Origin of the sequence: Pseudomonas sp. HN2 (assembly GCF_020736465.1) — a bacterium.
GTDB lineage: Bacteria > Pseudomonadota > Gammaproteobacteria > Pseudomonadales > Pseudomonadaceae > Aquipseudomonas > Aquipseudomonas moraviensis_A.
On the sequence record NZ_CP085885.1, the window covers coordinates 628,270 to 653,596 of the forward strand.

At 60.7% G+C, this 25,327-nt stretch carries 18 protein-coding genes; 13 read left to right on the plus strand and 5 right to left on the minus strand.

Annotation, left to right across the window (positions count from 1 at the left end; genetic code table 11):
* Positions 1-98 precede the first annotated feature (98 nt).
* The 4 genes from LIS66_RS02665 (at position 99) to LIS66_RS02680 (ending at position 9,549) form a co-directional block, all read left to right on the plus strand.
* Entirely contained in the window at positions 99-2,402 is a 2,304-nt protein-coding gene (locus LIS66_RS02665) for a YgiQ family radical SAM protein (protein WP_064363086.1), read from the plus strand.
* 406 nt (positions 2,403-2,808) lie between these two features.
* On the plus strand, positions 2,809-6,084 hold the full coding sequence (locus LIS66_RS02670; RefSeq protein ID WP_227973565.1) for a DUF2126 domain-containing protein: 3,276 nt from the start codon (positions 2,809-2,811) through the stop codon (positions 6,082-6,084).
* A gap of 88 nt (positions 6,085-6,172) precedes the next feature.
* Complete coding sequence (locus tag LIS66_RS02675; protein ID WP_227973566.1) at positions 6,173-8,659, plus strand: circularly permuted type 2 ATP-grasp protein; 2,487 nt, start codon at positions 6,173-6,175, stop codon at positions 8,657-8,659.
* On the plus strand, positions 8,659-9,549 hold the full coding sequence (locus LIS66_RS02680; protein ID WP_227973567.1) for a transglutaminase family protein: 891 nt from the start codon (positions 8,659-8,661) through the stop codon (positions 9,547-9,549). The genes LIS66_RS02675 and LIS66_RS02680 overlap by 1 nt, the downstream gene beginning before the upstream one ends.
* Positions 9,550-9,754: 205 nt before the next feature.
* Here the strand turns inward: LIS66_RS02680 and LIS66_RS02685 are convergent, their stop codons facing one another.
* The gene (locus LIS66_RS02685; RefSeq protein ID WP_016771927.1) at positions 9,755-9,943 is read right to left on the minus strand and encodes a hypothetical protein; all 189 of its coding nucleotides are present in this window, start codon (positions 9,941-9,943) and stop codon (positions 9,755-9,757) included.
* Between the two features lie 68 nt (positions 9,944-10,011).
* The gene (locus LIS66_RS02690) at positions 10,012-10,599 is read right to left on the minus strand and encodes a TIGR00730 family Rossman fold protein (protein ID WP_042608963.1); all 588 of its coding nucleotides are present in this window, start codon (positions 10,597-10,599) and stop codon (positions 10,012-10,014) included.
* 342 nt (positions 10,600-10,941) lie between these two features.
* Here LIS66_RS02690 and azu point away from each other — a divergent pair, with 342 nt between their 5' ends.
* Together azu and LIS66_RS02700 are read left to right on the plus strand one after the other, a co-directional pair.
* The gene (gene azu / locus LIS66_RS02695) at positions 10,942-11,388 is read left to right on the plus strand and encodes an azurin (protein ID WP_042608962.1); all 447 of its coding nucleotides are present in this window, start codon (positions 10,942-10,944) and stop codon (positions 11,386-11,388) included.
* A 185-nt stretch (positions 11,389-11,573) separates the two neighbouring features.
* On the plus strand, positions 11,574-13,022 hold the full coding sequence (locus LIS66_RS02700; protein WP_227973568.1) for a hypothetical protein: 1,449 nt from the start codon (positions 11,574-11,576) through the stop codon (positions 13,020-13,022).
* A 110-nt stretch (positions 13,023-13,132) separates the two neighbouring features.
* Here LIS66_RS02700 and nadE read toward each other — a convergent pair whose 3' ends face one another.
* From nadE to LIS66_RS02715, 3 genes are all read right to left on the minus strand, one after another.
* The gene (gene nadE / locus LIS66_RS02705) at positions 13,133-13,960 is read right to left on the minus strand and encodes an ammonia-dependent NAD(+) synthetase (protein WP_227973569.1); all 828 of its coding nucleotides are present in this window, start codon (positions 13,958-13,960) and stop codon (positions 13,133-13,135) included.
* Positions 13,961-13,964: 4 nt separating this feature from the next.
* On the minus strand, positions 13,965-15,188 hold the full coding sequence (pncB, locus tag LIS66_RS02710; RefSeq protein ID WP_042608959.1) for a nicotinate phosphoribosyltransferase: 1,224 nt from the start codon (positions 15,186-15,188) through the stop codon (positions 13,965-13,967).
* A gap of 215 nt (positions 15,189-15,403) precedes the next feature.
* The gene (locus LIS66_RS02715) at positions 15,404-16,303 is read right to left on the minus strand and encodes a LysR family transcriptional regulator (protein WP_042608958.1); all 900 of its coding nucleotides are present in this window, start codon (positions 16,301-16,303) and stop codon (positions 15,404-15,406) included.
* A 164-nt stretch (positions 16,304-16,467) separates the two neighbouring features.
* Here LIS66_RS02715 and LIS66_RS02720 point away from each other — a divergent pair, with 164 nt between their 5' ends.
* The 7 genes from LIS66_RS02720 to LIS66_RS02750 all read left to right on the plus strand — a co-directional run bounded on the left by LIS66_RS02720 (position 16,468) and on the right by LIS66_RS02750 (position 24,940).
* A complete protein-coding gene (locus tag LIS66_RS02720) occupies positions 16,468-17,958 on the plus strand; it encodes an aldehyde dehydrogenase family protein (RefSeq protein ID WP_042608957.1) in 1,491 nt (496 codons plus the stop codon).
* Positions 17,959-18,111: 153 nt separating this feature from the next.
* Positions 18,112-19,395 (plus strand): NAD(P)/FAD-dependent oxidoreductase, encoded by a 1,284-nt coding sequence (locus LIS66_RS02725; RefSeq protein ID WP_227973570.1) that lies wholly within the window; start codon positions 18,112-18,114, stop codon positions 19,393-19,395.
* A 368-nt stretch (positions 19,396-19,763) separates the two neighbouring features.
* Entirely contained in the window at positions 19,764-20,897 is a 1,134-nt protein-coding gene (locus tag LIS66_RS02730) for an ABC transporter substrate-binding protein (RefSeq protein ID WP_064363070.1), read from the plus strand.
* A 241-nt stretch (positions 20,898-21,138) separates the two neighbouring features.
* A complete protein-coding gene (locus tag LIS66_RS02735; RefSeq protein ID WP_039756948.1) occupies positions 21,139-22,053 on the plus strand; it encodes an ABC transporter permease subunit in 915 nt (304 codons plus the stop codon).
* Positions 22,054-22,056: 3 nt separating this feature from the next.
* Positions 22,057-23,358 (plus strand): high-affinity branched-chain amino acid ABC transporter permease LivM, encoded by a 1,302-nt coding sequence (livM, locus tag LIS66_RS02740; RefSeq protein ID WP_024011385.1) that lies wholly within the window; start codon positions 22,057-22,059, stop codon positions 23,356-23,358.
* Positions 23,355-24,227 (plus strand): ABC transporter ATP-binding protein, encoded by an 873-nt coding sequence (locus LIS66_RS02745; RefSeq protein ID WP_042608954.1) that lies wholly within the window; start codon positions 23,355-23,357, stop codon positions 24,225-24,227. The genes livM and LIS66_RS02745 overlap by 4 nt, the downstream gene beginning before the upstream one ends.
* Complete coding sequence (locus LIS66_RS02750; RefSeq protein ID WP_042608953.1) at positions 24,224-24,940, plus strand: ABC transporter ATP-binding protein; 717 nt, start codon at positions 24,224-24,226, stop codon at positions 24,938-24,940. The genes LIS66_RS02745 and LIS66_RS02750 overlap by 4 nt, the downstream gene beginning before the upstream one ends.
* Positions 24,941-25,327: the final 387 nt, after the last annotated feature.

Consider the following 25,327-nt stretch of genomic DNA (forward strand, 5'->3'; position numbering starts at 1 on the left):
CGTGGTTGTAAGAGAAACCGACCATTGCCGTCGGAATTGGTTAATTTTTGTGCTATATTCCGCGCCCGCGATTTTTCACTTCAACACCGGTCGTCGACATGCAAGCAGCCAAGCCGTTATTTGACTATCCAAAATATTGGGCCGAATGTTTCGGGCCAGCGCCATTCCTGCCGATGAGCAGGGAGGAGATGGATCAGCTTGGCTGGGATTCGTGCGACATCATCATTGTTACCGGAGATGCCTACGTCGATCACCCGTCGTTCGGCATGGCAATCATCGGCCGGCTGCTGGAGTCGCAAGGCTTTCGCGTCGGGATCATTGCGCAGCCGAACTGGCAGTCCAAAGACGACTTCATGAAGCTCGGCGAGCCGAACCTGTTCTTCGGCGTCGCGGCGGGCAACATGGACTCGATGATCAACCGCTACACCGCGGACAAGAAAATCCGCTCCGATGACGCGTACACGCCCGGCGGCATGGCCGGCAAGCGTCCGGATCGCGCGAGCCTGGTCTACAGCCAGCGCTGCAAGGAAGCCTACAAGCACGTGCCGATCGTGCTCGGTGGCATCGAAGCCTCGCTGCGCCGCATCGCCCACTACGACTATTGGCAGGATCGCGTGCGCAACTCGATCCTGATCGACGCCAGCGCCGACATTCTGCTGTACGGCAACGCCGAGCGGGCCATCGTTGAAGTCGCCCAGCGGCTGTCGTGGGGTCACAAGATCGAAGACATCACCGATGTCCGCGGCACTGCGTTCATCCGTCGCGACACGCCGCAGGGCTGGTACGAAGTCGACTCCACGCGCATCGACCGTCCGGGCAAGGTCGACAAGATCATCAACCCGTACGTCAACACACAAGACACCCAGGCCTGCGCCATCGAACAAGAGAAAGGCCCGGTCGAAGATCCGCAGGAAGCCAAGGTGGTGCAGATCCTCGCCAGCCCGCGCATGACCCGCGACAAGACCGTGATCCGCCTGCCGTCGATGGAGAAGGTGCGAAACGACCCGGTTCTGTACGCCCACGCCAACCGCGTGCTGCACCTGGAAACCAACCCGGGCAACGCCCGTGCGCTGGTGCAGAAGCATGGCGAGGTCGATGTCTGGTTCAACCCGCCGCCGATTCCGATGACCACCGAAGAAATGGACTACGTGTTCGGCATGCCGTACGCACGTGTGCCGCACCCGGCGTACGGCAAGGAAAAGATCCCCGCCTACGACATGATCCGTTTCTCGGTGAACATCATGCGTGGCTGTTTTGGTGGCTGCACTTTCTGCTCGATCACCGAGCACGAAGGGCGGATCATCCAGAACCGTTCCGAAGAGTCGATCATTCGCGAAATCGAAGAGATCCGCGACAAGGTCCCGGGCTTTACCGGCGTCATTTCCGACCTCGGCGGCCCGACCGCGAACATGTACCGCATCGCCTGCAAGAGCCCGGAAATCGAATCCGCGTGCCGCAAGCCGTCCTGCGTGTTCCCCGGCATCTGCCCGAACCTGAACACCGACCACTCGTCGCTGATTCAGCTGTACCGCAGCGCCCGTGCGTTGCCGGGTGTGAAGAAGATCCTGATTGCCTCCGGGCTGCGTTACGACCTCGCCGTCGAGTCGCCGGAGTACGTCAAGGAGCTGGTGACCCACCACGTCGGCGGTTACCTGAAGATCGCCCCGGAACACACCGAGGAAGGCCCGCTCAACCAGATGATGAAACCGGGCATCGGCAGCTATGACAAGTTCAAGCGCATGTTCGAGAAGTACACCAAGGAAGCGGGCAAGGAGCAGTACCTGATTCCGTACTTCATCGCCGCCCACCCGGGCACCACCGACGAAGACATGATGAACCTCGCGCTGTGGCTCAAGGGCAACGGCTTCCGCGCCGACCAGGTGCAGGCGTTCTACCCGTCGCCGATGGCCACCGCCACGGCGATGTACCACTCGGGCAAGAACCCGCTGCGCAAGGTCACCTACAAGAGCGACGGCGTGACCATCGTCAAGAGCGAAGAGCAGCGTCGCCTGCACAAGGCGTTCTTGCGTTACCACGATCCGAAAGGCTGGCCGATGCTGCGTGAAGCGTTGGTGCGCATGGGCCGCGCCGATCTGATCGGCTCGGGCAAGGATCAGCTGATTCCGGCGCATCAGCCGACGACCGACAGCTACCAGAGCGCCCGTCGCAAGAACTCGACGCCGGCCGGCAGCCACAAGGTCGCCAAAGAGAAGACCACCAAGATCCTCACCCAGCACACCGGCCTGCCGCCGCGTGCCAGTGATGGCGGTAATCCCTGGGACAAGCGTGAACAGGCCAAGGCTGCGGCATTTGCCCGCAACCAGCAGGCGGCCAAGGAGCGCAAGGATGCGGCGAAGGGCAAAGGACCGAAGCCGACGCGCAAGCCGGTCGTGCCGCGCTAAATACTGCTTGAGCTGAACAGAACGCCAACCTCCGGGTTGGCGTTTTGCATTTCTGTCGTTGGATTTATTCAGGCCCCAAGATCCATCCCCCTCACCCCAGCCCTCTCCCCCAAGGGGGCGAGGGGGAAGGGAGCAGATCTCCATGCTTTTCAAAATCCGGTTCGACTCAAGACTTTCACGTCGGCGCACCTCTTACATCCACCTCGGTCAGTCCCCTCTCCCTTTGGGAGAGGGCTAGGGTGAGCGGCTCTTCGCAACATTTGCGTGCAACTGAGCCAAAGCATTTCCTCGCATCGCCCGGTTTTGGTGCTGTACTGCCTTGAGCATTTCGAGAAAGCGCGCTGGCCTGTGCATGGCATAAGTCTTGCGCGCTTTCCTCTACGCCCAGGCTCGCAGGAGGCACGCCGTGTCGATTCATGTCGCATTGCATCACGTCACGCATTATCGCTATGACCGCGCTGTCGAACTCGGCCCGCAGATCGTCCGCCTGCGCCCGGCGCCCCACAGTCGCACGCGGATTCTGTCCTATGCGCTGAAAGTCTCGCCCGAGCAGCATTTCATCAACTGGCAACAAGACCCTCAGGGCAATTACCTGGCACGCCTGGTATTCCCGGAAAAAACCACAGAGCTGCGCATCGAAGTCGATCTGCTCGCCGAGATGGCGGTGTTCAACCCGTTCGACTTCTTCCTCGAACCCTACGCCGAAAAAATCCCGTTCAGCTACGCCGCCGATGAGTGCAAGGAGCTGGCGCCGTACCTGGAAATCTTGCCGCTGACCCCGACCTTCAAGGCTTACCTGGACAGCATCGACCGCACGCCGCTGCCTGCCGTGGATTTTCTGGTGGCGCTCAATCAGCGTCTCAGCGAAGACATCGGTTACCTGATTCGCATGGAACCGGGCGTGCAAACCCCGGAGCACACTCTCCAGCACGCTTCTGGCTCCTGCCGCGACTCGGCATGGCTGCTGGTGCAGTTGCTGCGCAATCTCGGTCTGGCGGCACGGTTTGTCTCCGGTTACCTGATTCAACTGACCGCCGACGTGAAAAGCCTCGACGGCCCGTCCGGCACCGACGTCGACTTCACCGACCTGCATGCCTGGTGCGAGGTGTATCTGCCGGGTGCCGGCTGGATCGGCCTCGATGCCACGTCCGGGCTGTTCGCTGGTGAAGGACATATCCCGTTGGCCTGCAGTCCCGATCCGTCCTCGGCGGCGCCGATCAGTGGTCTGGTCGAACCTTGCGAAACGCAGTTCAGCCACGAGATGTCAGTCGAGCGAATCTGGGAAGCGCCGAGGGTCACCAGGCCCTACACCGATGAGCAATGGCGGGCGATCCAGGCGCTGGGCCGGCAGATCGACGCCGACCTGCTCGAAGGCGATGTGCGCCTGACCATGGGCGGCGAGCCGACCTTCGTCTCCATCGATGACCCCGACGGCGCCGAATGGAACACCGCCGCGCTGGGGCCGGACAAGCGTCGGCTGTCCGCCGAACTGTTCCAGCGCATGCGCAAGCAGTACGCGCCGCAGGGGCTGGTGCATTTCGGCCAGGGCAAGTGGTATCCCGGCGAACAATTGCCGCGCTGGTCGCTCAATTGCTACTGGCGCCGCGACGGACAGCCTATCTGGCACAACGACGCATTGATTGCCGACGAGCAGCAGGACTACGGTGCCGACGGCGAACTGGCCGGGCGCTTTCTGGCCAGCGTCGCCGAGCGTCTGAAGTTGCCTGCGCGCTTTGTCTTTCCGGCCTACGAGGATCATCTCTATTACCTGTGGCGCGAGGGCGCGTTGCCCGGCAACGTCAGCGCCGAAGATTCGCGCCTGGAAGATCCGTTGGAGCGCGCCCGGCTGCGCAAGGTTTTCGGTCAGGGTCTGAACAAGGTGATCGGTCAGGTGCTGCCGCTGGCGCGCACGGCCAAGGGCGATCAGTGGCAGAGCGGGCGCTGGTATCTGCGCGATGAACATTGTCGTCTGGTGCCGGGGGATTCGCCCTTGGGGTATCGCTTGCCGCTGGCGTCGCAGCCGTGGGTGAAGGCGGCGGAATATCCGTTCATCCATCCCAACGATCCGAATCAGGACTTTGCCGAGCTGCCGGATCCCGCGCAGCTCAGTGTGCACGGCGAACCTGCTGCGCTGGATGAGCGCGTGCCGAAAATCGATGAGTCCGCTGACTGGCTGACCCGCACCGCATTCTGCGCCGAGGCTCGTGAAGGGCGGCTGTACTTGTTCATGCCACCGCTGGAGCGGGTCGAGGATTATCTGGAACTGGTGGCGGCCATCGAGGCCACCGCCGAGGAACTGCATTGTCCGGTGCTGCTGGAAGGTTATGAGCCGCCGAGTGATCCGCGCCTGAGCAATTTCCGGATCACTCCGGATCCTGGTGTGATCGAGGTCAACGTGCAGCCGTCGGCGACCTGGGACGAGTTGGTCGAGCGCACCGGGTTTCTCTACGAACAGGCGCGGCAAACCCGCCTGACCACCGAGAAATTCATGATTGACGGGCGCCACACCGGTACCGGCGGCGGCAACCATTTCGTCCTCGGCGGCGCGACACCGGCGGATTCACCATTTCTGCGGCGGCCGGACCTGCTGCGCAGCCTGATCAGTTATTGGCACAACCATCCGTCGCTGTCGTACCTGTTTTCCGGGCTGTTCATCGGCCCGACGTCCCAGGCGCCACGGGTCGATGAGGCGCGCAATGATGCCTTGTACGAACTGGAGATCGCTTTCGCGCAGATACCCGAACCGGGCGAAGAATGCGCGCCGTGGCTGGTGGATCGGCTGTTGCGCAATCTGCTGATCGACGTCACCGGCAACACCCATCGCGCCGAATTCTGCATCGACAAACTGTATTCGCCGGACGGCGCTACCGGGCGTCTCGGCTTGCTGGAGTTGCGCGCATTTGAGATGCCGCCCCACGCGCAGATGAGTCTGGCCCAGCAGTTGCTGTTGCGGGCATTGGTTGCAAGGTTCTGGCGCGAGCCTTACGCGCCGCCGAAGCTGGCGCGCTGGGGCACCGAGCTGCACGACCGCTTCCTGCTGCCGCACTCTATCGAGCAGGATTTTGCCGACGTCATCGTCGAGCTCAACCATGCCGGCTATCCTTTGCGCGCGGAGTGGTTCGCTGCGCATCTGGAATTTCGTTTTCCCAAGGTCGGCGACTACGCCGTCAACGGCATCGAGCTGGAGCTGCGCCAGGCCCTCGAACCCTGGCACGTGCTGGGCGAGGAGGGCTCGGCGGGCGGCACGGTGCGCTACGTCGATTCTTCGCTGGAGCGCTTGCAGGTCAAGCTCAACGGCCTGGCGCCGCAGCGGTATTTGCTGACCTGCAATGGCGTCGCGGTGCCGTTGCACCCGACCGGACGGGTGGGCGAGTTTGTCGCCGGGGTGCGCTTTCGGGCCTGGCAACCGGCCAACTGTCTGCACCCGACCATCGCGGTGCACGCACCGCTGGTGTTCGACCTGCTCGATACCTGGATGGGACGTTCGCTGGGCGGTTGCCAGTATCACGTCACCCACCCCGGCGGACGCAATTACGAGACCTTGCCGGTCAACGCCAACGAAGCGGAGAGTCGGCGCATGGCGCGGTTTTTCCGCCTCGGACATACCCCGGGGAAACTTGCGATACCTGAAGTGGACATCAGTGACGAACTGCCGATGACCCTCGATTTGCGACGTTTCTAAGTCTCACGTGACACGCGGATTTTTCGTATATCCGCGTGTCACGTGCCTGCGTTAGTCTGACCGTTCCCTGCTGTCTGCCGAGCTTTCCATGCCTGACCTGCTAGACCGCTACCCGCTGAACGCGGGCACCTACCACGAACTGCTCGACGGCAGCGGCGCAGTGCGTCCGCATTGGCAGCGTCTGTTCGATCAGTTGCAGCGCAGCAGCCCCGCGCAACTGGTGCAACGCCAGGCCCTACTGGCCCGGCAGATTCAGGAAAACGGTGTCACCTACAACGTCTATGCCGACCCCAAAGGCGCCGATCGGCCGTGGGAACTGGATCTGTTGCCCCATGTGATTGCGGCGGATGAGTGGCAGCAATTGTCCGTCGGCATTGCTCAGCGTGGGCGCTTGCTCAATGCGGTGCTGGCGGATCTGTACGGCCCGCAACGGCTGATCAGCGAAGGTCTGCTGCCGGCAGAGCTGGTGTTCGGGCACAACAATTTTCTCTGGCCCTGTCAGCGCATTGCGCCGCCCGAGTCAGCCTTTTTGCATTTGTATGCCGTGGATCTGGCGCGCACGCCGGATGGCCGCTGGTGGGTCACCGCTGATCGCACTCAGGCGCCGTCCGGTGCCGGCTATGCGCTGGAAAACCGCACCATCGTCTCCCGCGCCTTTCCCGATCTGTACCGTGATCTGAAAGTTCAGCATCTCGCCGGATTCTTCCGCACGTTGCAGGAAACTCTGGCGCGTCAGGCACCGGAGGGTGATGACGCACCGTTGGTAGTGCTGCTGACCCCAGGGCGTTTCAACGAAAGTTATTTCGAGCATCTCTATCTGGCGCGCCAGCTCGGTTATCCGTTGGTCGAGGGCGGCGATCTGACCGCGCGCAATGCCACGGTGTACCTGAAAACCCTCAGCGGCCTGCGCCGGGTGCACGCGATCATGCGCCGCCTCGACGATGATTTCTGCGACCCGCTGGAGTTGCGTACCGACTCGGCGCTGGGCGTGCCCGGCCTGCTCGAAGCGGTGCGTCAAGGGCGGGTGCTGGTGGCCAATGCGCTGGGCAGCGGGGTGCTGGAATCGCCGGGCCTGTTGGGCTTTCTGCCGAAGATCAACCAATTCCTGTTTGGTGAAGAACTGATCCTGCCGTCGATCGCCACCTGGTGGTGCGGGGAGGCACCAGTGCTGGCGCAAGCGCTGGAAAAACTCCCTGAACTGCTGATCAAACCGGCGTTTCCGTCGCAAAGCTTCGCGCCGGTTTTCGGCCGTGATTTGAATGAAAGTCAGCGCCTGGAGCTGGCGCAACGCATGCAGGCGCGGCCTTATGCCTATGTCGCGCAAGAACTGGCGCAACTGTCGCAGGCGCCGGTCTGGCAAGCCGATGACGGTCAACTGCAACCCCGCGCGATTGGCATGCGCATGTACGCCGTGGCCAGCCACGATGGCTACCGCGTATTGCCGGGCGGGTTGACCCGAGTGGCGGCCGACGCCGATGCCGAGGTGGTGTCGATGCAGCGCGGCGGGGCGAGCAAGGACACCTGGGTGCTGAGCGATCGTGCGCCGAGTGGCGAGCAGTGGAAGGCACAGCGCAATATCGGCGTGCATGATCTGGTCCGACGCGATCCGTATTTGCCGTCGCGGGTGGTGGAAAACCTGTTCTGGTTCGGCCGCTACTGCGAACGCTGTGACGACAGCGCGCGGCTGCTGCGCATCATGCTCACGCGCTATGTCGATGGTGATGATCCGCAAGCGTTGCAGGCGGCGGTCGATCTCGGCGAGCGACTGGCGCTGTTGCCGGATGAAGGCGAACTGCCGGAACGCTTGCTCGCTGCGTTGCTGGGCGAGGATTGGTCGTTCAGCCTGCGTTCCAACTTGCAGCGCTTGCAGTGGGCCGCCTCGCAAGTGCGCGGCAAGCTGTCCCGCGAGAACTGGCAGGCGCTGGTCGAATTGCAGCGCGAGGCACTGGAGCTGGAAGTCGATGAGCCGGACTTCGGCGAACTGCTGGATTTCCTCAACCGTCTGGTGATGTCGCTGGCGGCGCTGTCGGGGTTTGCCCTGGATGACATGACCCGCGACGAAGGCTGGCGTTTTCTGATGATCGGCCGACGCATCGAACGCTTGCAGTTTCTCAGCAGCAGTCTGGCCGCGTTTCTGCGCGGTGCCGGTGCGTTCGATCAGGCGGGGCTTGAGTGGTTGCTGGAACTGGGCAACAGCAGCATCACCTATCGCTCGCGCTATCTCGCGGTGGCACAGTTGATTCCGGTGCTCGATCTGCTGTTGCTGGATGAGCAGAACCCCCACGCCGTGTTGTTTCAGCTGAAACTGGTGACCCGCACGCTGAAGCGTTTGAACGACGATTTCGCTGCGCCTCGCGAGACCGGATTGCTGCAACTGGTCGAACGCCTGTCGCGGTTTGATCTCGGCTGTCTGGAAAATCCGCTGTTCGGCAAATCCAGCGTACGTGCCGCGCTGGACGGTCTGGCCGATCTGTTGCAGGAAATCGCCGAAGCGAGCGGCCAGGTATCGGATCGTCTGGCGTTGCGCCATTTCGCCCATGTCGATGATGTCAGCCAGCGAACGGTGTCGGTGTGATGAGCGCTCAGTATCAGATCTTTCACGACACCTGTTACCAGTACGACAGCCCGGTCTCCCTCGCGCAGCAACTGGCGCACCTGTGGCCGCGCGAATGCAGCTGGCAGCGCTGCACCGAGCTGCAACTGCTGATCAGCCCCGAGCCGACCATGCGCCGCGACGAGCTGGACGTGTTCGGCAATCCGCTGACGCGCCTGGCTTTCGAACGGCCCCATGACCAGTTGCAGGTCAACGCCCGGCTGACGGTTGAGGTGCTGGCGCGACCGGCGCTGGATTTCAATCAGTCCCCGGCGTGGGAGCAGACCCGCGATGCGCTGACCTACAGCGGCCAGCCGTTGTCCGCCGACTTGCTCGAAGCCTGTCGCTACCGGTTCCAGTCGCCTTATGTGCATTTGAAGCGCAGCTTCGTCGAGTTCTCGCACAGCTGTTTTCCGCCGGGACGTCCGTTGCTGCTCGGCGTGCAGGCGCTGATGCAGAAGATATTCAGCGAATTCACTTTCGATGCCGAAGCCACCCAAGTGGCGACGCCGCTGGTGGAAGTGCTGGAGCGTCGACGCGGGGTCTGTCAGGACTTTGCTCACCTGATGCTGGCCTGCCTGCGCTCGCGTGGGCTGGCGTCGCGTTATGTCAGCGGCTACCTGCTGACCCAGCCACCGCCGGGGCAGCCACGGCTGATCGGCGCCGACGCTTCTCATGCGTGGGTATCGGTATTCTGCCCGGTATCGGGATGGGTGGATTTCGATCCGACCAACAATGTGCAGCCGGCGCTGGAACACATCACGTTGGCGTGGGGAAGGGACTTCTCCGATGTATCGCCGTTGCGCGGGGTGATTCTCGGTGGCGGTAATCACGACCCGGAAGTGCGGGTCACGGTGATGCCACTGGAGTAACGCAGATCAAACTGTAGGAGTGAGCCTGCTCGCGATGGCGGTGTGTCAGGCGATAAATGTTGTGACTGACACACCGCTATCGCGAGCAGGCTCACTCCTACAAGGGAAATGGGTGTTTTGGAAAGGGCTGTGAGGGCCGGCAGCAGAACCGCCAGCCCCGTCACAAATCCGCAGGGCCTGATTCGATCATCAAACCCGGTGGGGCTCAGGCGTCGGGCGTCTGATCTTTCGGTGCATCGGATGCATCAACATCATCATCGGTCGCCACTTCACCGTCAGGGTTCAGTGCCGCTTCTTCAGCGGTTTGCTTCTTGCGCTGAAGCTTTTCCTCTTTCTTCTGTTCCTTTGCCAGGTCTCGTTGACGTTTGGCGAAGGAGTAATTGGGTTTGGCCATGGGCGATCCTCTGGGGTCGAAGGTGAGGTTGAGCGGCGCGTATTCTGCCCTGTATCGGTGTCCGGGGGTTAACCCGGTTTTTGGTCGACCCACTTGGGCGTGACGGTCGGCTGCCACTGATCGAGGGCGTCGAGCAGGGAATCTGGCGATTCGCTCACTTGCAGCATGTCACGGTGTGGCGCGCGAACGAAGCCTTCGCCGACGATATGATCGAGAAAAGCCGTGAGTTTGCTGTAGAAACCGTTCACTTCCAGCAGGCCCAAAGGCTTGCCGTGGTAGCCGAGCTGGCCCCAGGTCCAGACTTCGAACAGCTCTTCCAGCGTGCCGAGGCCGCCGGGCAGGGCGATGAACGCATCGCTGAGTTCGGCCATCCGCGCTTTGCGCGCGTGCATGCCATCGACCACTTCGAGACGGGTCAGGCTTTTGTGACCGATCTCCTTGTCCATCAGGCTTTGCGGGATGATGCCGATCACTTCGCCGCCAGCAGCCAGGGCCGCATCAGCGACAATGCCCATCAAACCGACGGCGCCACCGCCATAGACCAGGGTCAACTTGCGCTCGGCCAGCGCCCGGCCAAGGGCCACGGCAGCTTCGGTATAGGCTGGCACGGTACCGGCGTTGGCACCGCAAAATACACAAACGGATTTCAGCGACATGGGTTACTCCTGAGGCGATCAGTCGCACAGGGTAACGGCTCCCGCTCCGCGCTCCAAGGATCAGACTTCGCGTTCGGGCGCTTCGAAGGTACCGCTGGCGCCACAGGCGTAGGCGGCGAGCAAGCTGCACAACAGGCCGTTAAAGAACATGACAGGCACTCCGTATCAGTAGGTGGGCCGATCATAGGGCCGAGCGAATGGAATGACCGTTAGATTGTGTCGATGAGTGTCATAGCCTGAAAGTTGTATACAATTTTTGACTCAAGTCATATGAACTTGCGATGATTTCAGGCAGTCTTTCCACCACTAGTGTTTTTGTTAACCCTGCCTTGGAGATTCACCATGTTTTCCAAAGTTGTTGCGGTATCCCTGCTGGCGCTGGCCAGCAGCCAATTGATGGCTGCCGAGTGCAAAACCACCGTTGATTCCACCGATCAGATGTCCTTCAACACCAAGGAAATCGTGATCGACAAGAGCTGCAAGACCTTCACCGTCGAACTGACCCACTCCGGCAGCCTGCCGAAGAACGTCATGGGTCATAACCTGGTGATCAGCAAAGAAGCTGACATGCAGCCAATCGCTACCGACGGCCTGGCCGCCGGTATCGACAAGAGCTACCTGAAGGATGGCGACGCCCGCATCATCGCGCACACCAAGATCATCGGGGCCAAGGAAACCGATTCGGTGACCTTTGACGTATCGAAGCTGGATGCCGCTGAAAAATACGGCTTCTTCTGCTCGTTCCCTGGCCACATCTCGATGATGAAAGGCACCGTCACCCTCAAGTAAATCCGGGTTCAGGTATTGCAGGAAACGCCGCTGCGCGATGATCGCCAGCGGCGTTTTCGCGTCGGGCGCAAAGCTACCGTTCGTCCGAATAACGTGCCTACCTGTTACTTCTGACAGTAGACCATTCCTTCAAAGTCGGGCTTACATGAGTCTTCTTTCCAGACGATTGCAAAGAGGATTTCCACATGAATGCCAAGAGCAAAAACTCGACCTTAGCCGACCTGAAAATCATTAGAGTGTTTTCAGGTGGGCAGGACGTTCCCGACGGCGGCGCGATTTTTTCAGCAAGAGCCAACTTCACCGTCACCGGGCCTGCCGACGCCAGTCTGCAGCTCCTTATCGATGATGTGCCGAAATACAACGGCCATACAAACAATGCGGGCGACCTGAATTTTTTGATAGACGATCTTCCGGACGGCCGGCACGAATATCGTCTGGCCCATGAGGACGAGCGCACCGATCCATTTACCATGAATGCGGTTGCGACCAAACCCTTTATCGAAACGTTGAAAGATTCCACAGGGGATGTTGAGAACGGCGGCTCGACCGGAGATACCGATCTGAAGATCAATGGCTTGTGGAAGGAAGGTCAGATATGGATCTTGAACGGTGCTGCTGAACCGATTGTCATGTTTCGCGTGGGCAATGACCGCAGTTGGGGCGGCGACCTCACGCTTGCCGCGGGAAAAATCCATACGCTGAAAGCCAGAGCAGATGATCGATCGGAGTCCGACCTCTATACCGTGACCGTCGGCGAGGTCTCCGAAGGCGAGGTGAAGATCACTTCGCTGAAGGACTCGAAAGGTGAAGTAGCAAGCGGTGGGACGACCACAGACACCCAATTGACCATCAGCGGCTCGGCAAAAGACGGCGAGATCAAGTTGCTGGAGGGTGATAACACTACGCCGGTTGAAACGTTTATGGCAACGGATGGCACCTGGGGCGGCGAGTTCGAGCTCACAGCAGGCAAAACCTACGCGCTGAAAGCCGTGGCGGGGGACGGCGAAGAGTCTGCTGTCTACACCGTGACTGTCAGCGAGGCGCCCGAAGTCGAGTTGGAGATCACTTCGCTGAAGGATTCGAAAGGCGACGTAGCAGACGGTGGGGCTACCGACGACACCAGTCTAACGATCAGCGGCAAGGCAAAAGACGGCAAGATCGAGTTGCTGGAGGGTGCTAACACGACGCCGATTGAAACGTATACGGCAACGGATGGCACCTGGGGCGGCGCGTTGGTCCTCGTAGCTGGCGCAACTTATGCGCTGAAAGCCAAGGCTGAAGGCGACGCAGAGTCTGAGACCTACACCGTGACTGTCAACGCGGCGCCCGAAGTCGAGTTGGAGATCACTTCGCTGAAGGATTCGAAAGGCGACGTAGCAGACGGTGGGGCTACCGACGACACCAGTCTAACGATCAGCGGCAAGGCAAAAGACGGCAAGATCGAGTTGCTGGAGGGTGCTAACACGACGCCGATTGAAACGTATACGGCAACGGATGGCACCTGGGGCGGCGCGTTCGTCCTCTCAGCTGGCGCAACTTATGCGCTGAAAGCCAAGGCTGAAGGCGACGCAGAGTCTGAGACCTACACCGTGACTGTCAACGCGGCGCCCCCTGAAACTCGCGTCAAGCACTGATTGCAAGTCTGGGGATACCGTGGCAAAGCTAGCGCAGGCAGCGATCTTTCGATGGTCATCCTCGAAACCGGGATCGCTGTCTGCGACAGTTTTTGCCGTTTTGTACCCGTTCAGGGTGCGAACGGCATCACGCGTTTGTGATGGGTCTTGTTGTAGGTCGCGACGATGATGTCGAACGCTTCCCGGCGCACTGGCTCACCATGCAGGAAAGCGTCGATCTCGGCGTACGTCACACCATGGGACGCTTCGTCCGGTTTGCCCGGCGACAGGTCTTCCAGATCCGCCGTCGGGACTTTCTCGACCAGCGACTCCGGCGCGCCAAAGCTGCGCGCAATCGCCCGAACCTGGTTTTTCACCAGACCGCTGAGCGGCGCCAGATCGCAGGCGCCGTCGCCGAATTTGGTGAAGAAACCCATCACCGCTTCCGCCGCGTGGTCGGTGCCAATCACCAGACCGCCCGCCACCCCGGCAATCGTGTACTGCGCCACCATGCGCATCCGCGCCTTGGTATTGCCCAGCACGAAATCCACCGACGCCGCCGGTTTGCCTTCGAACGCCGACACCTGAGCAGCCAGCGCCTTGACCGCCGGGCCAATGTTCACGGTGTGGATTTCGTCAGGGGCGATGCAGTCGAGCGAAGCCTTGGCGTCGTGCTCGTCAAACTGGGTTTCGTAGGGCAGGCGCACAGCGATGAACTTGTAGCCGTCGTCGCCGGTTTTTTCGCGCAGTTCACGGACCGCGCGCTGGGCCAGGAGGCCGGCGGTGAGTGAGTCGACGCCGCCGCTGATGCCCAGCACCAGGGTCTTGAGGCCGGAATTGACCAGGCAATCCTGAATGAACGTCAGGCGTCGGGCGACTTCGGCCTGCAGGGCCTGATCGTCGGCGAACGGTGGTTGCACCTTGAGCTGCTCAGCAATCTCACGCTGTACGGCTTGCATGAATTCACTCCTTGCTAGATAGACTGGATTCGGCAGGAACCTGAAACACATGTCGCAAATAGGCGACGAAATTCGGATCTTTGCAGTGGGTCTTGCCGGGCTCGTCGGAAATCTTCGCCACCGGCTGGCCGTTGCAGGCGGTCATTTTAAGCACGATGCTCATCGGTTCGACACCCGGGATGTCGCAGGTGAGGTTGGTGCCGATGCCGAAGCTCACATTGATGCGACCGTGCAGCGCGCGGAAAATCTCCAACGATTTGGGCAGGGTCAGACTGTCGGAAAACACCAGGGTCTTGCTCATCGGGTCGATGCCGAGCTTGTGGTAGTGCGCGATGCACTTTTCGCCCCACGCCACCGGGTCCCCGGAATCGTGGCGCAGGCCGTCGAAAAGCTTGGCGAAGAACAGGTCGAAATCGCCAAGGAAGGCGTCGGTAGTGATGCAGTCGGTAAGGGCGATACCGAGCAGGCCCCGGTACTCGCGAACCCAGCAATCGAGCGCGGCGATCTGGCTGTCGATCAGGCGCGGGCCGAGTTGCTGATGGGCCATAATCCACTCGTGAGCCATGGTGCCCAGCGGTTTCATGTCCAGCTCGCGGGACAGATGCACGTTGCTGGTGCCGACGAACCGCCCCGGGAAATCGTGCTTGAGTACGTTGACCACTTCGGCCTGCACACCAAAGGAAAAGCGCCGACGCGTGCCGAAATCGGCGACCTGCAGTTGCGACAGTTCATCGGCCGAGGCGTTGGCGGTCAGCCAGTCGAACTTGCGATACAACTGTTCGCGGGCCTGCTCCAGCGAGGTTTCGCGGTAGCGATAGCGGTTACGCACCTCGCTGACGATCGCCAGCAGCGGCACTTCGTAAAGGATGACGTGCAGCCATGGCCCGCGCAGGCGGATGAACAACTCGCCGTTCTCGATGCCGGTATGCAAGTAACGCAGGTTGAAGCGGAACAGACCCAGGAAGCGCAGGAAGTCCGGTTTCAGGAAGGTGATGCGCTCAAGAAAACTCAGCTGATCGGCACTCAGGCTCAGTTCGGCCAAGCGCTCGATCTGATGACGGATCTCGGCCAGATACGGGCGCAGGTCCTCGGCGTTGCGGCAGCGGAACTCCCATTCGACTTCGACGTTGGGGTAGTTGTGCAGCACCGCCTGCATCATCGTCAGCTTGTAGAAGTCGGTGTCGAGCAGGTTCTGCACGATGCGATCGGCAAACACACTCTCGCTCATAAAACGGGTCTCCAGTTGCGCCGCGCCTGGCGCGGTCTATATCGATGGCGCTAGTGGCGCATATCGGCGGTAGGGATTGCCAGCATTTTTTAAGCACACCGCAGATCGAATGTGGGAGCGAGCCTGCTCGCGAATGCGGTGTGTCGTTAAAGATGATGTGGCTGACCCGACGCTTTCGCGAGCAGGCTCGCTCCCACAGGGATCCCCGGTTGACCTCAAGCCGGGCTGTCGATCTGCGCCAGCATCCACTTCACGAAATCCCGTACCTTCGGTACTTCCGCCGCGTGCTCGGGGTAGGCCAGGTAATAGGCGTCGCTGCTGGGCATCGCATGCTGCCAGGGTATGACCAGTTTGCCCTCGGCCAATTCCTCTTCCACCAGAAACCGTGGCAGGAGTGCCACGCCGCAGCCGACCTGGGCGGCGCGGATGCACATATAGAAGGTTTCGAAACGCGGCCCGTGGTAGCTGTGTTCGGTGTGGTAGCCCTGGCTGTCAAACCAGTCGTGCCAGGCCTGCGGTCGCGAGGCATTTTGCAGCAGCACCAGATCGGTGAGTTGCGTCGGGTCAGTCAAAGGCGTGTCGGGCAGGCTGCCCGGGGCGCAGACCGGTACCAGTTCTTCGCCGAACAATTTCAGGGACTCCGTACCCGGGCGCGACGCCTGGCCGAAATAGAAGGCCAGATCGCTGCGCCCTTGCAACAGATCATCGGCTTCCTGCTCGTTGCACAGGTCCAGATGGATCGACGGATGGCGCAGTCGCCAGCCTTTCAGGCGCGGCACCAGCCAGCGGGCACCGAAGGTCGAAGGGGTGGATACACGCAGGACTTCGGTCTCTCCGCCGTAGGAACGCAGGTAATGCGTCGACATCTCCACTTGAGTGAGGATTTTTCTGACTTCGACCAGATACAAATCTCCGGCCGGAGTCATCTGCAAACGCCGACGCACGCGGCGGAACAGCAAGTGCTGCAACAGTTCTTCAAGCTGTGCGACCTGCTTGCTCACCGCGCTCTGGGTCAGGTTCAGCTCTTCGGCGGCGCGGGTAAAACTCAGGTGCCGGGTCACCGCCTCGAAGCACTGCAGGGCGGTGATCGAGGGCAAGTGGCGTTTGTTCAGCATGGCCAGTCCTTTTTCTTGTCTTTCTGTACGTAGCATGAATAAACGGAATGATATCTGGCGTAAAGGTCGTTTGTTGCATCGCCGCAGTGACGCTACAACTAAAGGCCTGCCCGGCCATGAAATGAATGGCCGCACACATTCTGTTTTTGCTTGAGGAGAGACCGATGGTTGCCGCATTGCTTGATCGTCTGGGAGTCAACCCGGCCCTGTACCAGAACGGCAAAGTGCCGGTGCATTCGCCCATCGATGGCAGTCGGATTGCCTCGGTGAACTGGGAAGGCGCTGCCGAAGTCGAGCAGCACATCAGTCGCGCAGATCATGCATTCGAGCACTGGCGCAAGGTCCCGGCGCCGCGTCGCGGCGAGCTGGTGCGTCAGTTCGGCGAAGTGTTGCGCGAATACAAGGCCGACCTCGGCGAGCTGGTGTCGTGGGAAGCCGGCAAGATCACGCAGGAAGGTCTGGGTGAAGTGCAGGAGATGATCGACATCTGCGACTTCGCCGTCGGCCTGTCGCGCCAGTTGTACGGTTTGACCATCGCCTCCGAGCGTCCCGGCCACCACATGCGCGAAACCTGGCATCCGCTTGGCGTGGTCGGGGTGATCAGCGCGTTCAACTTCCCGGTCGCAGTGTGGGCGTGGAACACCACGCTGGCGCTGGTTTGCGGCAACCCTGTGGTGTGGAAACCCTCGGAGAAAACCCCACTGACCGCGCTGGCCTGTCAGGCGCTGTTCGACCGCGTGGTGAAGAATTTCAGCGATGCCCCGGCGAGCCTGTGCCAAGTGGTGATTGGCGGTCGCGATGCCGGCGAAGCGCTGGTCGACGATCCGCGCGTCGCGCTGATCAGCGCCACCGGCAGCACGCGCATGGGCCGCGAAGTGGCGCCGAAAGTCGCCGCGCGTTTTGCCCGCAGCATACTTGAGCTGGGCGGCAACAATGCGATGATCCTCGGCCCGAGCGCCGATCTGGACATGGCGGTGCGCGCGATTCTGTTCAGCGCCGTCGGCACCGCCGGGCAACGCTGCACGACCCTGCGTCGCCTGATCGCTCACGAATCGGTGAAGGAAGAAATCGTCACCCGCCTCAAAGCCGCGTATTCGAAAGTACGCATCGGCCATCCGCTGCAAGGCAATCTGGTCGGCCCGCTGATCGACAAGCACAGCTTCGAAAACATGCAGGATGCGCTGGAGCAGGCACTCAGCGAAGGCGGCCGGGTGTTCGGCGGCAAGCGTCAACTGGAAGATCAGTTCCCCAATGCCTACTACGTATCGCCAGCCATCGTGGAAATGCCCGAGCAGAGCGATGTGGTCTGCAGCGAAACCTTCGCGCCGATTCTGTATGTGGTTGGCTACAGCGATTTCGAGGAAGCGCTGCGCTTGAACAACGCTGTGCCGCAAGGCCTGTCGTCGTGCATCTTCACCACCGATGTTCGCGAGGCCGAGCGGTTCATGTCGGCGGTCGGCAGCGACTGCGGTATCGCCAACGTCAACATCGGCCCGAGCGGTGCGGAAATCGGCGGCGCCTTTGGTGGCGAGAAAGAGACCGGCGGCGGCCGTGAGTCCGGCTCCGATGCCTGGCGCGCCTACATGCGCCGGCAGACCAACACCGTCAACTACTCGCTGGAATTGCCGTTGGCGCAGGGCATTACCTTCGACTGATGGAGATTGATGCGATGGCCCTGTGGGAGCGAGCCTGCTCGCGAATGCGTCAGGTCAGTCGACATTGATGTTGGCTGATTTACCGCTTTCGCGAGCAGGCTCGCTCCCACAGGATCTGCAGTGTGTTTGTTGGGTTTCTGTTGGAGTCTGGCAATGCCGTTACGGGAAGAATGTCTGTGGGAAAAGCTCACGCCACTACGTCCGGATCATTCGGCGCTCAGGGGTGAGGTCGAGGTCGATGTCTGCGTGATCGGCGCCGGATTCACCGGGTTGTCGGCGGCGCTGCATCTGTTGGAAAAGGGCAAAAGCGTCTGCGTGCTGGAGGCTCATCGCGCAGGGCACGGCGGTTCCGGGCGCAACGTCGGGCTGGTCAATGCCGGCATGTGGATTCCCCCGGACGAGATCGAGGCAGGTTTCGGCGAGGCGGTCGGCAGTCAGCTCAACCGCATGCTCGGGGCGGCGCCGGCGCTGGTGTTCAGCCTTGTGGATAAATACCACATCGATTGCCAGTCGCGCCGCGAAGGCACTTTGCACATGGCGCATAACGCCAAGGGCGAGGCGGACCTGCGCAGTCGCGAGCAGCAATGGAAACGCCGTGGCGCGCCGGTCGAGTTGCTGACCGGCAAAGCCTGCGAGCAAGCCACCGGTACGCAGAAAATCGCCGCTGCGCTGCTTGATCGTCGCGCCGGCACGCTCAATCCGATGGCTTATGTCACCGGGCTGGCCAACGCGGTGCTGGGGCTCGGCGGGCAGATGTTCGATCATTCACCAGTGACTCGCCTCGAACGCATCGGGCAGAAATGGTCAGTGCAGACTGCCCAGGGTGCGGTGCTCGCCGAGCAAGTGGTCATTGCCTCCAATGCCTACACCGAAGGCGACTGGACCGAGCTCAAACGCAATTTCTTTCCCGGTTACTACTATCAGGTCGCCTCGGTGCCGCTCACCGAAGACGCCGCGCAGGCGATTCTCCCGGGCGGGCAGGGCTCGTGGGACACCCGCCAGGTGCTGAGCAGTATTCGCCGCGACAAGGACGGACGTCTGCTGCTCGGCAGTCTCGGTAATGGCAACCAGAAACCGACGTGGTTTCTCAAAGCCTGGGCTGATCGGGTCCAGCAGCATTACTTCCCCAATCTGAAGCCGGTCGAGTGGGAATGCACCTGGACCGGGCGCATTGCTTTTACGCCTGATCACCTGATGCGCCTGTTCGAGCCGGCGCCGGGACTGGTGGCCGTCACCGGTTATAACGGTCGCGGCGTGACCACCGGCACCGTAGTCGGCAAAGCCTTCGCCGATTACCTGTGCCACGGCGATGCACAGGCACTGCCGATTCCCTTCGCACCGATGCAGCCCTTGGCGGGTGCGGGCCTGCGCAGTTGCCTGTACGAGGCCGGGTTTTCCCTGTATCACGCGGGCCAGTGCCTGCGCATCGTTATTTGAGTGTTGAAATTTGTTGCCGGACGCAGCGCTTTTGCAGCCAGCGACTAGCCTGTAATGGTGCGGGTTGTAGCAGTTGCGCACCAGCAGTGTGCAGTTCGGTGACGCGGGCTGTTACAGGCGGGTTGCACGTCGTTTGCCGCTGCGGTTGCAATGATGGCGCGCGCGGGTTGCGCCTGAAAAAACAAACGGTTTCACCTTCCGCGGTTTAGACGGTTGCACGCCCAATGAAAATGGGAACGAAACAGTCGAAATAACAACAACGCAGCGACTTTTTGAAGAATAAAAAACCGATGGCACGGGCCTTGCTCTGCGCTTTGAGTGAAGTGAAGTCGCAGTGCCAACTAAAAAAAACCTTGGAGCACCACCTCATGTCCCAGACGTTTTACAAGAAAGGCTTTCTGGCCCTCGCAGTGGCTACTGCGCTGGGTGTTTCTGCGTTTGCTCAAGCTGATATCAAGATCGGTGTAGCGGGTCCGATGACCGGTGCCAACGCGGCATTCGGCGAGCAGTACATGAAGGGTGCACAGGCGGCGGCCGATGCGGTCAACGCGGCGGGCGGCGTCAACGGCGAGAAAATCGTCCTGGTCAAAGGCGATGATGCCTGCGAGCCGAAGCAGGCGGTGACGGTCGCCAAGGACCTCACCAACCAGAAAGTCGCCGGCGTGGTCGGTCACTTCTGCTCTTCGTCGACCATTCCAGCGTCGGAGATCTACGACGAAGCCGGGATCATTGCGATCACTCCGGGCTCGACCAATCCGCAGGTCACCGAGCGTGGCCTGAGCGCCATGTTCCGTATGTGCGGACGTGATGACCAGCAAGGCATCGTTGCCGGCGACTACATCGTCGACATCCTCAAGGGCAAGAAAGTCGTTGTGCTGCACGACAAGGACACCTACGGCCAAGGCCTGGCGGACGCCACCAAGGCGCAACTGGAAAAACGCGGCGTAAAGCCTGTGCTGTACGAAGGCCTGACCCGAGGCGAGAAAGACTTCAGCACCATCGTGACCAAGATCCGTGGCGCCGGCGCCGATGTCGTCTACTTCGGCGGCCTGCACCCGGAGGCCGGTCCACTGGTTCGTCAGCTGCGTGAACAAGGCCTGAAAGACGTCAAGTTCATGTCCGACGACGGCATCGTGACCGACGAGCTGGTGACCACCGCCGGCGGCCCGCAATTCACCGATGGCGTGCTGATGACCTTCGGCGCCGACCCGCGCCTGCTGCCTGAAAGCAAGACCGTAGTGGACGCATTCCGCAAGGCCGGCACCGAGCCTGAGGGCTACACCCTGTACGCCTATGCCTCGGTTCAGACCCTGGCTGCCGCGTTCAACGGCGCCAAGTCCAACAAGGGCGAAGAGGCTGCAGCCTGGTTGAAGAAAAATCCGGTGAAAACCGTGATGGGCGAGAAGACCTGGGATTCCAAGGGCGACCTGAAAGTCTCCGACTACGTGGTTTACCAGTGGGACAAGGACGGCAAATACCACCAGCTGGAAAAGCAGAAGTAAGGGCTGAAGCGATCATCTGATCACCACGGTTTTCTTGTAGGAGTGAGCCTGCTCGCGATAGCGGTTGAACATTCAACACATGTGTTGCCTGTCAGTCCGTCATCGCGAGCAGGCTCACTCCTACAGGGGGCGGTGGTGGTCCGATGGTCACGCTCCGACATTGCTCCGACGTACATCTGTATTTTTCCTAGAAGAACCGCGCGCCATTGGTGCGCAGGTTCTCACTGCGTGAGATTGCGTTATGGATGGTATTTTCCTGCAGCAACTGGTCAATGGCCTGACCCTCGGGTCGGTCTATGGCCTGATCGCCATCGGCTACACAATGGTCTACGGCATCATCGGCATGATCAACTTCGCCCACGGCGAGGTTTACATGATTTCCGCTTACCTGGCGGCAATCAGTCTGGCTCTGCTGGCTTACTTCGGTATCGAATCCTTCCCGCTGCTGATGCTCGGCACGCTGATCTTCACCATCGTCGTCACGGCGGTGTATGGCTGGGTCATCGAGCGTGTCGCCTACAAACCCCTGCGCAACTCGACCCGCCTGGCGCCGCTGATCAGCGCCATCGGTATTTCGCTGATTCTGCAGAACTACGCACAGATCGCTCAGGGCGCCAAACAACAGGGGGTGCCTACGCTGCTGACCGGTGCCTGGCGTGTTGAAGTCGGCAGCGGCTTCGTGCAACTGACCTACACCAAAGTCTTCATCCTGATCGCCGCGTTTGTCGGCATGGGGCTGCTGACCTACGTCATCAAATACACCAAGCTCGGCCGCATGTGTCGCGCGACCCAGCAAGACCGCAAGATGGCCTCGATCCTGGGGATCAACACCGACCGGGTGATTTCCTACGTGTTCATCATCGGTGCAGCCATGGCGGCACTCGCTGGTGTGCTGATCACCATGAACTACGGCACGTTCGACTTCTATGCCGGCTTCATCATCGGCATCAAAGCGTTCACCGCAGCGGTACTTGGCGGCATCGGCTCACTGCCCGGCGCCATGCTCGGCGGGATCATCCTCGGCATTTCCGAGTCGCTGTTCTCCGGTCTGGTCAACTCCGACTACAAAGACGTGTTCAGTTTCTCGCTGCTCGTCCTCGTACTGGTCTTCCGGCCGCAGGGCCTGTTGGGCCGTCCTCTTGTGTCGAAGGTGTAAGCGATGTCTGCAACCACTGAAAAATCCATCGATATCAAAAAAAGTCTGGTCGAGGCGATTCTTGCCGGCCTGATTGCGCTGATCGTGTTCGGGCCGATTGTCGGCGTGGTCCTCGACGGCTACAGCTTCAATCTCGAAGCAACCCGCGTGGCGTGGATCATTGCCATCGTCATGGCCGGGCGTTTTGCCCTCAGCCTCTTCCTGCAGACGCCCAAGGGCCTGAAGATCCTCGACGGATTCGAGAGCACCGGTTCCGGCGTGCACGTGCTGCCGGCGGATTACAAATCGCGGCTGCGCTGGATCATTCCGTTGATCATTGTGCTGGCGATCATCGTGCCGTTTGTTTCCAACTCCTACCTGCTTGGCGTGGTCATCCTCGGTTTGATCTACGTGCTGCTGGGGTTGGGGCTGAACATCGTGGTCGGTCTGGCCGGTCTGCTCGATCTCGGCTACGTGGCGTTTTACGCCATCGGTGCCTACGGTCTGGCGCTGGGCTACCAGTATCTGGGGCTGGGTTTCTGGACCGTGCTGCCATTGGCGGCGATCACCGCAGGCCTGGCCGGTTGCATTCTGGGTTTCCCGGTGCTGCGTCTGCACGGTGACTATCTGGCGATCGTGACCCTGGGCTTCGGTGAAATCATTCGTCTGGTGCTGAACAACTGGCTGTCCCTGACCGGTGGCCCAAACGGCATGCCAGCGCCACTGCCAACGTTCTTCGGTCTGGAATTCGGCAAGCGCGCGAAGGATGGCGGGGTACCGTTTCACGAGTTCTTCGGCCTGACCTACAACCCGGACGTGAAGTATTACTTCATCTACGCGGTGTTGTTCCTGGTGGTACTGGCGGTGCTGTACGTCAAGCATCGTCTGGTGAAAATGCCGGTTGGTCGCGCCTGGGAAGCCCTGCGTGAAGATGAAATTGCCTGCCGCTCGATGGGCCTCAACCACGTGCTGGTCAAGCTCTCGGCGTTCACCATCGGTGCATCGACGGCGGGTCTGGCCGGGGTGTTCTTCGCCACCTATCAAGGCTTCGTCAACCCGACCTCGTTCACCTTCTTCGAATCGGCGCTGATCCTCGCCATCGTCGTGCTCGGCGGCATGGGCTCGACCATCGGCGTAGTCATCGCTGCGTTCGTACTCACCGTCGCCCCGGAACTGCTGCGCGGTTTCGCTGAGTATCGAGTGCTGCTGTTCGGCATCCTGATGGTGTTGATGATGATCTGGCGACCACGCGGGCTGATCCGCATCAGCCGCACCGGGGTCAAACCACGCAAAGGTGCCATTCACTACGAGAGGACTGCGCCATGAGTGAAGTCGTACTCTCTGTTGAAAAACTGATGATGCATTTCGGTGGCATCAAGGCTTTGAGCGATGTCAGCCTGAAGGTCAAACGCAATTCGATCTTCGCCCTGATCGGCCCCAACGGCGCTGGCAAGACCACGGTGTTCAACTGCCTGACCGGGTTCTACAAGGCCTCTGGCGGCAAGATCGAACTCAACGTGCGCGGCCAGCAGACCAACGTCATCCAGCTGCTGGGCGAGTCGTTCAAAGCGACCGATTTCGTCTCGCCGAAATCCTTCCTCAGCCGCATGTACTACAAAATGTTCGGCGGGACTCACCTGGTGAACCGTGCAGGTCTGGCCCGGACGTTCCAGAACATTCGCCTGTTCAAGGAAATGTCGGTGCTGGAAAACCTGCTGGTGGCGCAGCACATGTGGGTCAATCGCAACATGCTCGCCGGCATCCTCAACACCAAGGGCTATCGCAAGGCCGAGAGCGATGCGCTGGATGTCGCCTTCTACTGGCTGGAAGTGGTCGATCTGGTCGACTGCGCCAACCGTCTCGCCGGTGAGTTGTCCTACGGTCAGCAACGGCGTCTGGAAATTGCCCGGGCCATGTGCACGCGGCCGCAGATCATCTGCCTCGACGAACCGGCCGCCGGCCTCAACCCTCAGGAAACCGAAGCGCTGAGCGCGATGATCCGGCTGCTGCGCGACGAGCACGATCTGACCGTGGTGCTGATCGAACACGACATGGGCATGGTCATGAGCATTTCCGATCACATCGTGGTCCTCGACCACGGCATCGTTATCGCCGAAGGCGGACCGGAAGCGATTCGCAGCGATCCGAAAGTGATTGCAGCCTACCTGGGCGCCGACGAAGAGGAGCTGGTATGAGCCAACCGATCCTCGAATTGCGCAATCTGGACGTGTTCTACGGCCCGATCCAGGCGCTCAAAGGCGTTTCGCTGCAGATCAACGAAGGCGAGACCGTCAGCCTGATCGGCTCCAACGGCGCCGGCAAGTCGACCCTGCTGATGTCGATCTTCGGTCAGCCCAGAGCGGCGGGCGGGCAGATTCTTTATCAAGGCGTCGACATTACCCACAAGTCCTCGCATTACATCGCCTCCAACGGCATCGCGCAGTCGCCGGAAGGACGGCGGGTGTTCCCCGACATGACCGTCGAGGAAAACCTGCTGATGGGCACCATCCCGATTGGCGACAAGTACGCCAAAGAGGACATGCAGCGCATGTTCGAGCTGTTCCCGCGGCTTGAAGAACGACGCAATCAGCGCGCGATGACCATGTCTGGCGGTGAGCAGCAGATGCTCGCCATCGCCCGTGCGCTGATGAGCCGGCCGAAATTGTTGCTGCTCGATGAACCGAGCCTGGGCCTGGCGCCGATCGTGGTGAAGCAGATTTTTGCCACCCTGCGTGAACTGGCGAAAACCGGGATGACCATTTTTCTCGTCGAGCAAAACGCCAACCATGCGCTGAAGCTGTCGGACCGGGCGTATGTGATGGTCAACGGCGAGATCCGTCTGACCGGCACAGGCAAAGACCTGTTGGTGAATGAGGAGGTGCGTAACGCCTATCTGGGCGGGCACTGATTCTTCTCGCGGTTATACACAGCCCCGGCGACGACAGTCCCGGGGTTTTTTTATCCCCCCAACTCACCACCTCCCCCTGTAGGAGTGAGCCTGCTCGCGATAGCGGTGTGTCAGTCCTGTAGATGTTGCTGAATAACCGCGATCGCGAGCAGGCTCACTCCTACATTGGAATTGCACAACTTTCAGAATTGTGGAAAACAAATTCCCCAAGCTGCCAAAGCGCGACATATAGACGCTGCAAATGGCTGTTTTTCCACAGTTTTGACTTGTCCCCGATTGCTGTGGAGCTGGCTGTGCATAACGTGGGTGTATATGGTTGCAGCCCTTTTAATCCGTGGCTTTCAAGCTCGTGGTTGTTTTTTGATCAGGCAATTTCAAGCAAGCGCG

What these genes read in the sequence shown, in the direction of transcription:
- LIS66_RS02665 (WP_064363086.1), top strand. Translation starts at nt 99, where the DNA reads ATGCAAGCAGCCAAGCCGTTATTTGACTATCCAAAATATTGGGCCGAA.
- LIS66_RS02675 (WP_227973566.1), top strand. Translation starts at nt 6,173, where the DNA reads ATGCCTGACCTGCTAGACCGCTACCCGCTGAACGCGGGCACCTACCAC.
- LIS66_RS02680 (WP_227973567.1), top strand. Translation starts at nt 8,659, where the DNA reads ATGAGCGCTCAGTATCAGATCTTTCACGACACCTGTTACCAGTACGAC.
- LIS66_RS02685 (WP_016771927.1), bottom strand. Translation starts at nt 9,943, where the DNA reads ATGGCCAAACCCAATTACTCCTTCGCCAAACGTCAACGAGACCTGGCA.
- LIS66_RS02690 (WP_042608963.1), bottom strand. Translation starts at nt 10,599, where the DNA reads ATGTCGCTGAAATCCGTTTGTGTATTTTGCGGTGCCAACGCCGGTACC.
- azu (WP_042608962.1), top strand. Translation starts at nt 10,942, where the DNA reads ATGTTTTCCAAAGTTGTTGCGGTATCCCTGCTGGCGCTGGCCAGCAGC.
- LIS66_RS02700 (WP_227973568.1), top strand. Translation starts at nt 11,574, where the DNA reads ATGAATGCCAAGAGCAAAAACTCGACCTTAGCCGACCTGAAAATCATT.
- nadE (WP_227973569.1), bottom strand. Translation starts at nt 13,960, where the DNA reads ATGCAAGCCGTACAGCGTGAGATTGCTGAGCAGCTCAAGGTGCAACCA.
- pncB (WP_042608959.1), bottom strand. Translation starts at nt 15,188, where the DNA reads ATGAGCGAGAGTGTGTTTGCCGATCGCATCGTGCAGAACCTGCTCGAC.
- LIS66_RS02715 (WP_042608958.1), bottom strand. Translation starts at nt 16,303, where the DNA reads ATGCTGAACAAACGCCACTTGCCCTCGATCACCGCCCTGCAGTGCTTC.
- LIS66_RS02720 (WP_042608957.1), top strand. Translation starts at nt 16,468, where the DNA reads ATGGTTGCCGCATTGCTTGATCGTCTGGGAGTCAACCCGGCCCTGTAC.
- LIS66_RS02725 (WP_227973570.1), top strand. Translation starts at nt 18,112, where the DNA reads ATGCCGTTACGGGAAGAATGTCTGTGGGAAAAGCTCACGCCACTACGT.
- LIS66_RS02730 (WP_064363070.1), top strand. Translation starts at nt 19,764, where the DNA reads ATGTCCCAGACGTTTTACAAGAAAGGCTTTCTGGCCCTCGCAGTGGCT.
- LIS66_RS02735 (WP_039756948.1), top strand. Translation starts at nt 21,139, where the DNA reads ATGGATGGTATTTTCCTGCAGCAACTGGTCAATGGCCTGACCCTCGGG.
- livM (WP_024011385.1), top strand. Translation starts at nt 22,057, where the DNA reads ATGTCTGCAACCACTGAAAAATCCATCGATATCAAAAAAAGTCTGGTC.
- LIS66_RS02745 (WP_042608954.1), top strand. Translation starts at nt 23,355, where the DNA reads ATGAGTGAAGTCGTACTCTCTGTTGAAAAACTGATGATGCATTTCGGT.
- LIS66_RS02750 (WP_042608953.1), top strand. Translation starts at nt 24,224, where the DNA reads ATGAGCCAACCGATCCTCGAATTGCGCAATCTGGACGTGTTCTACGGC.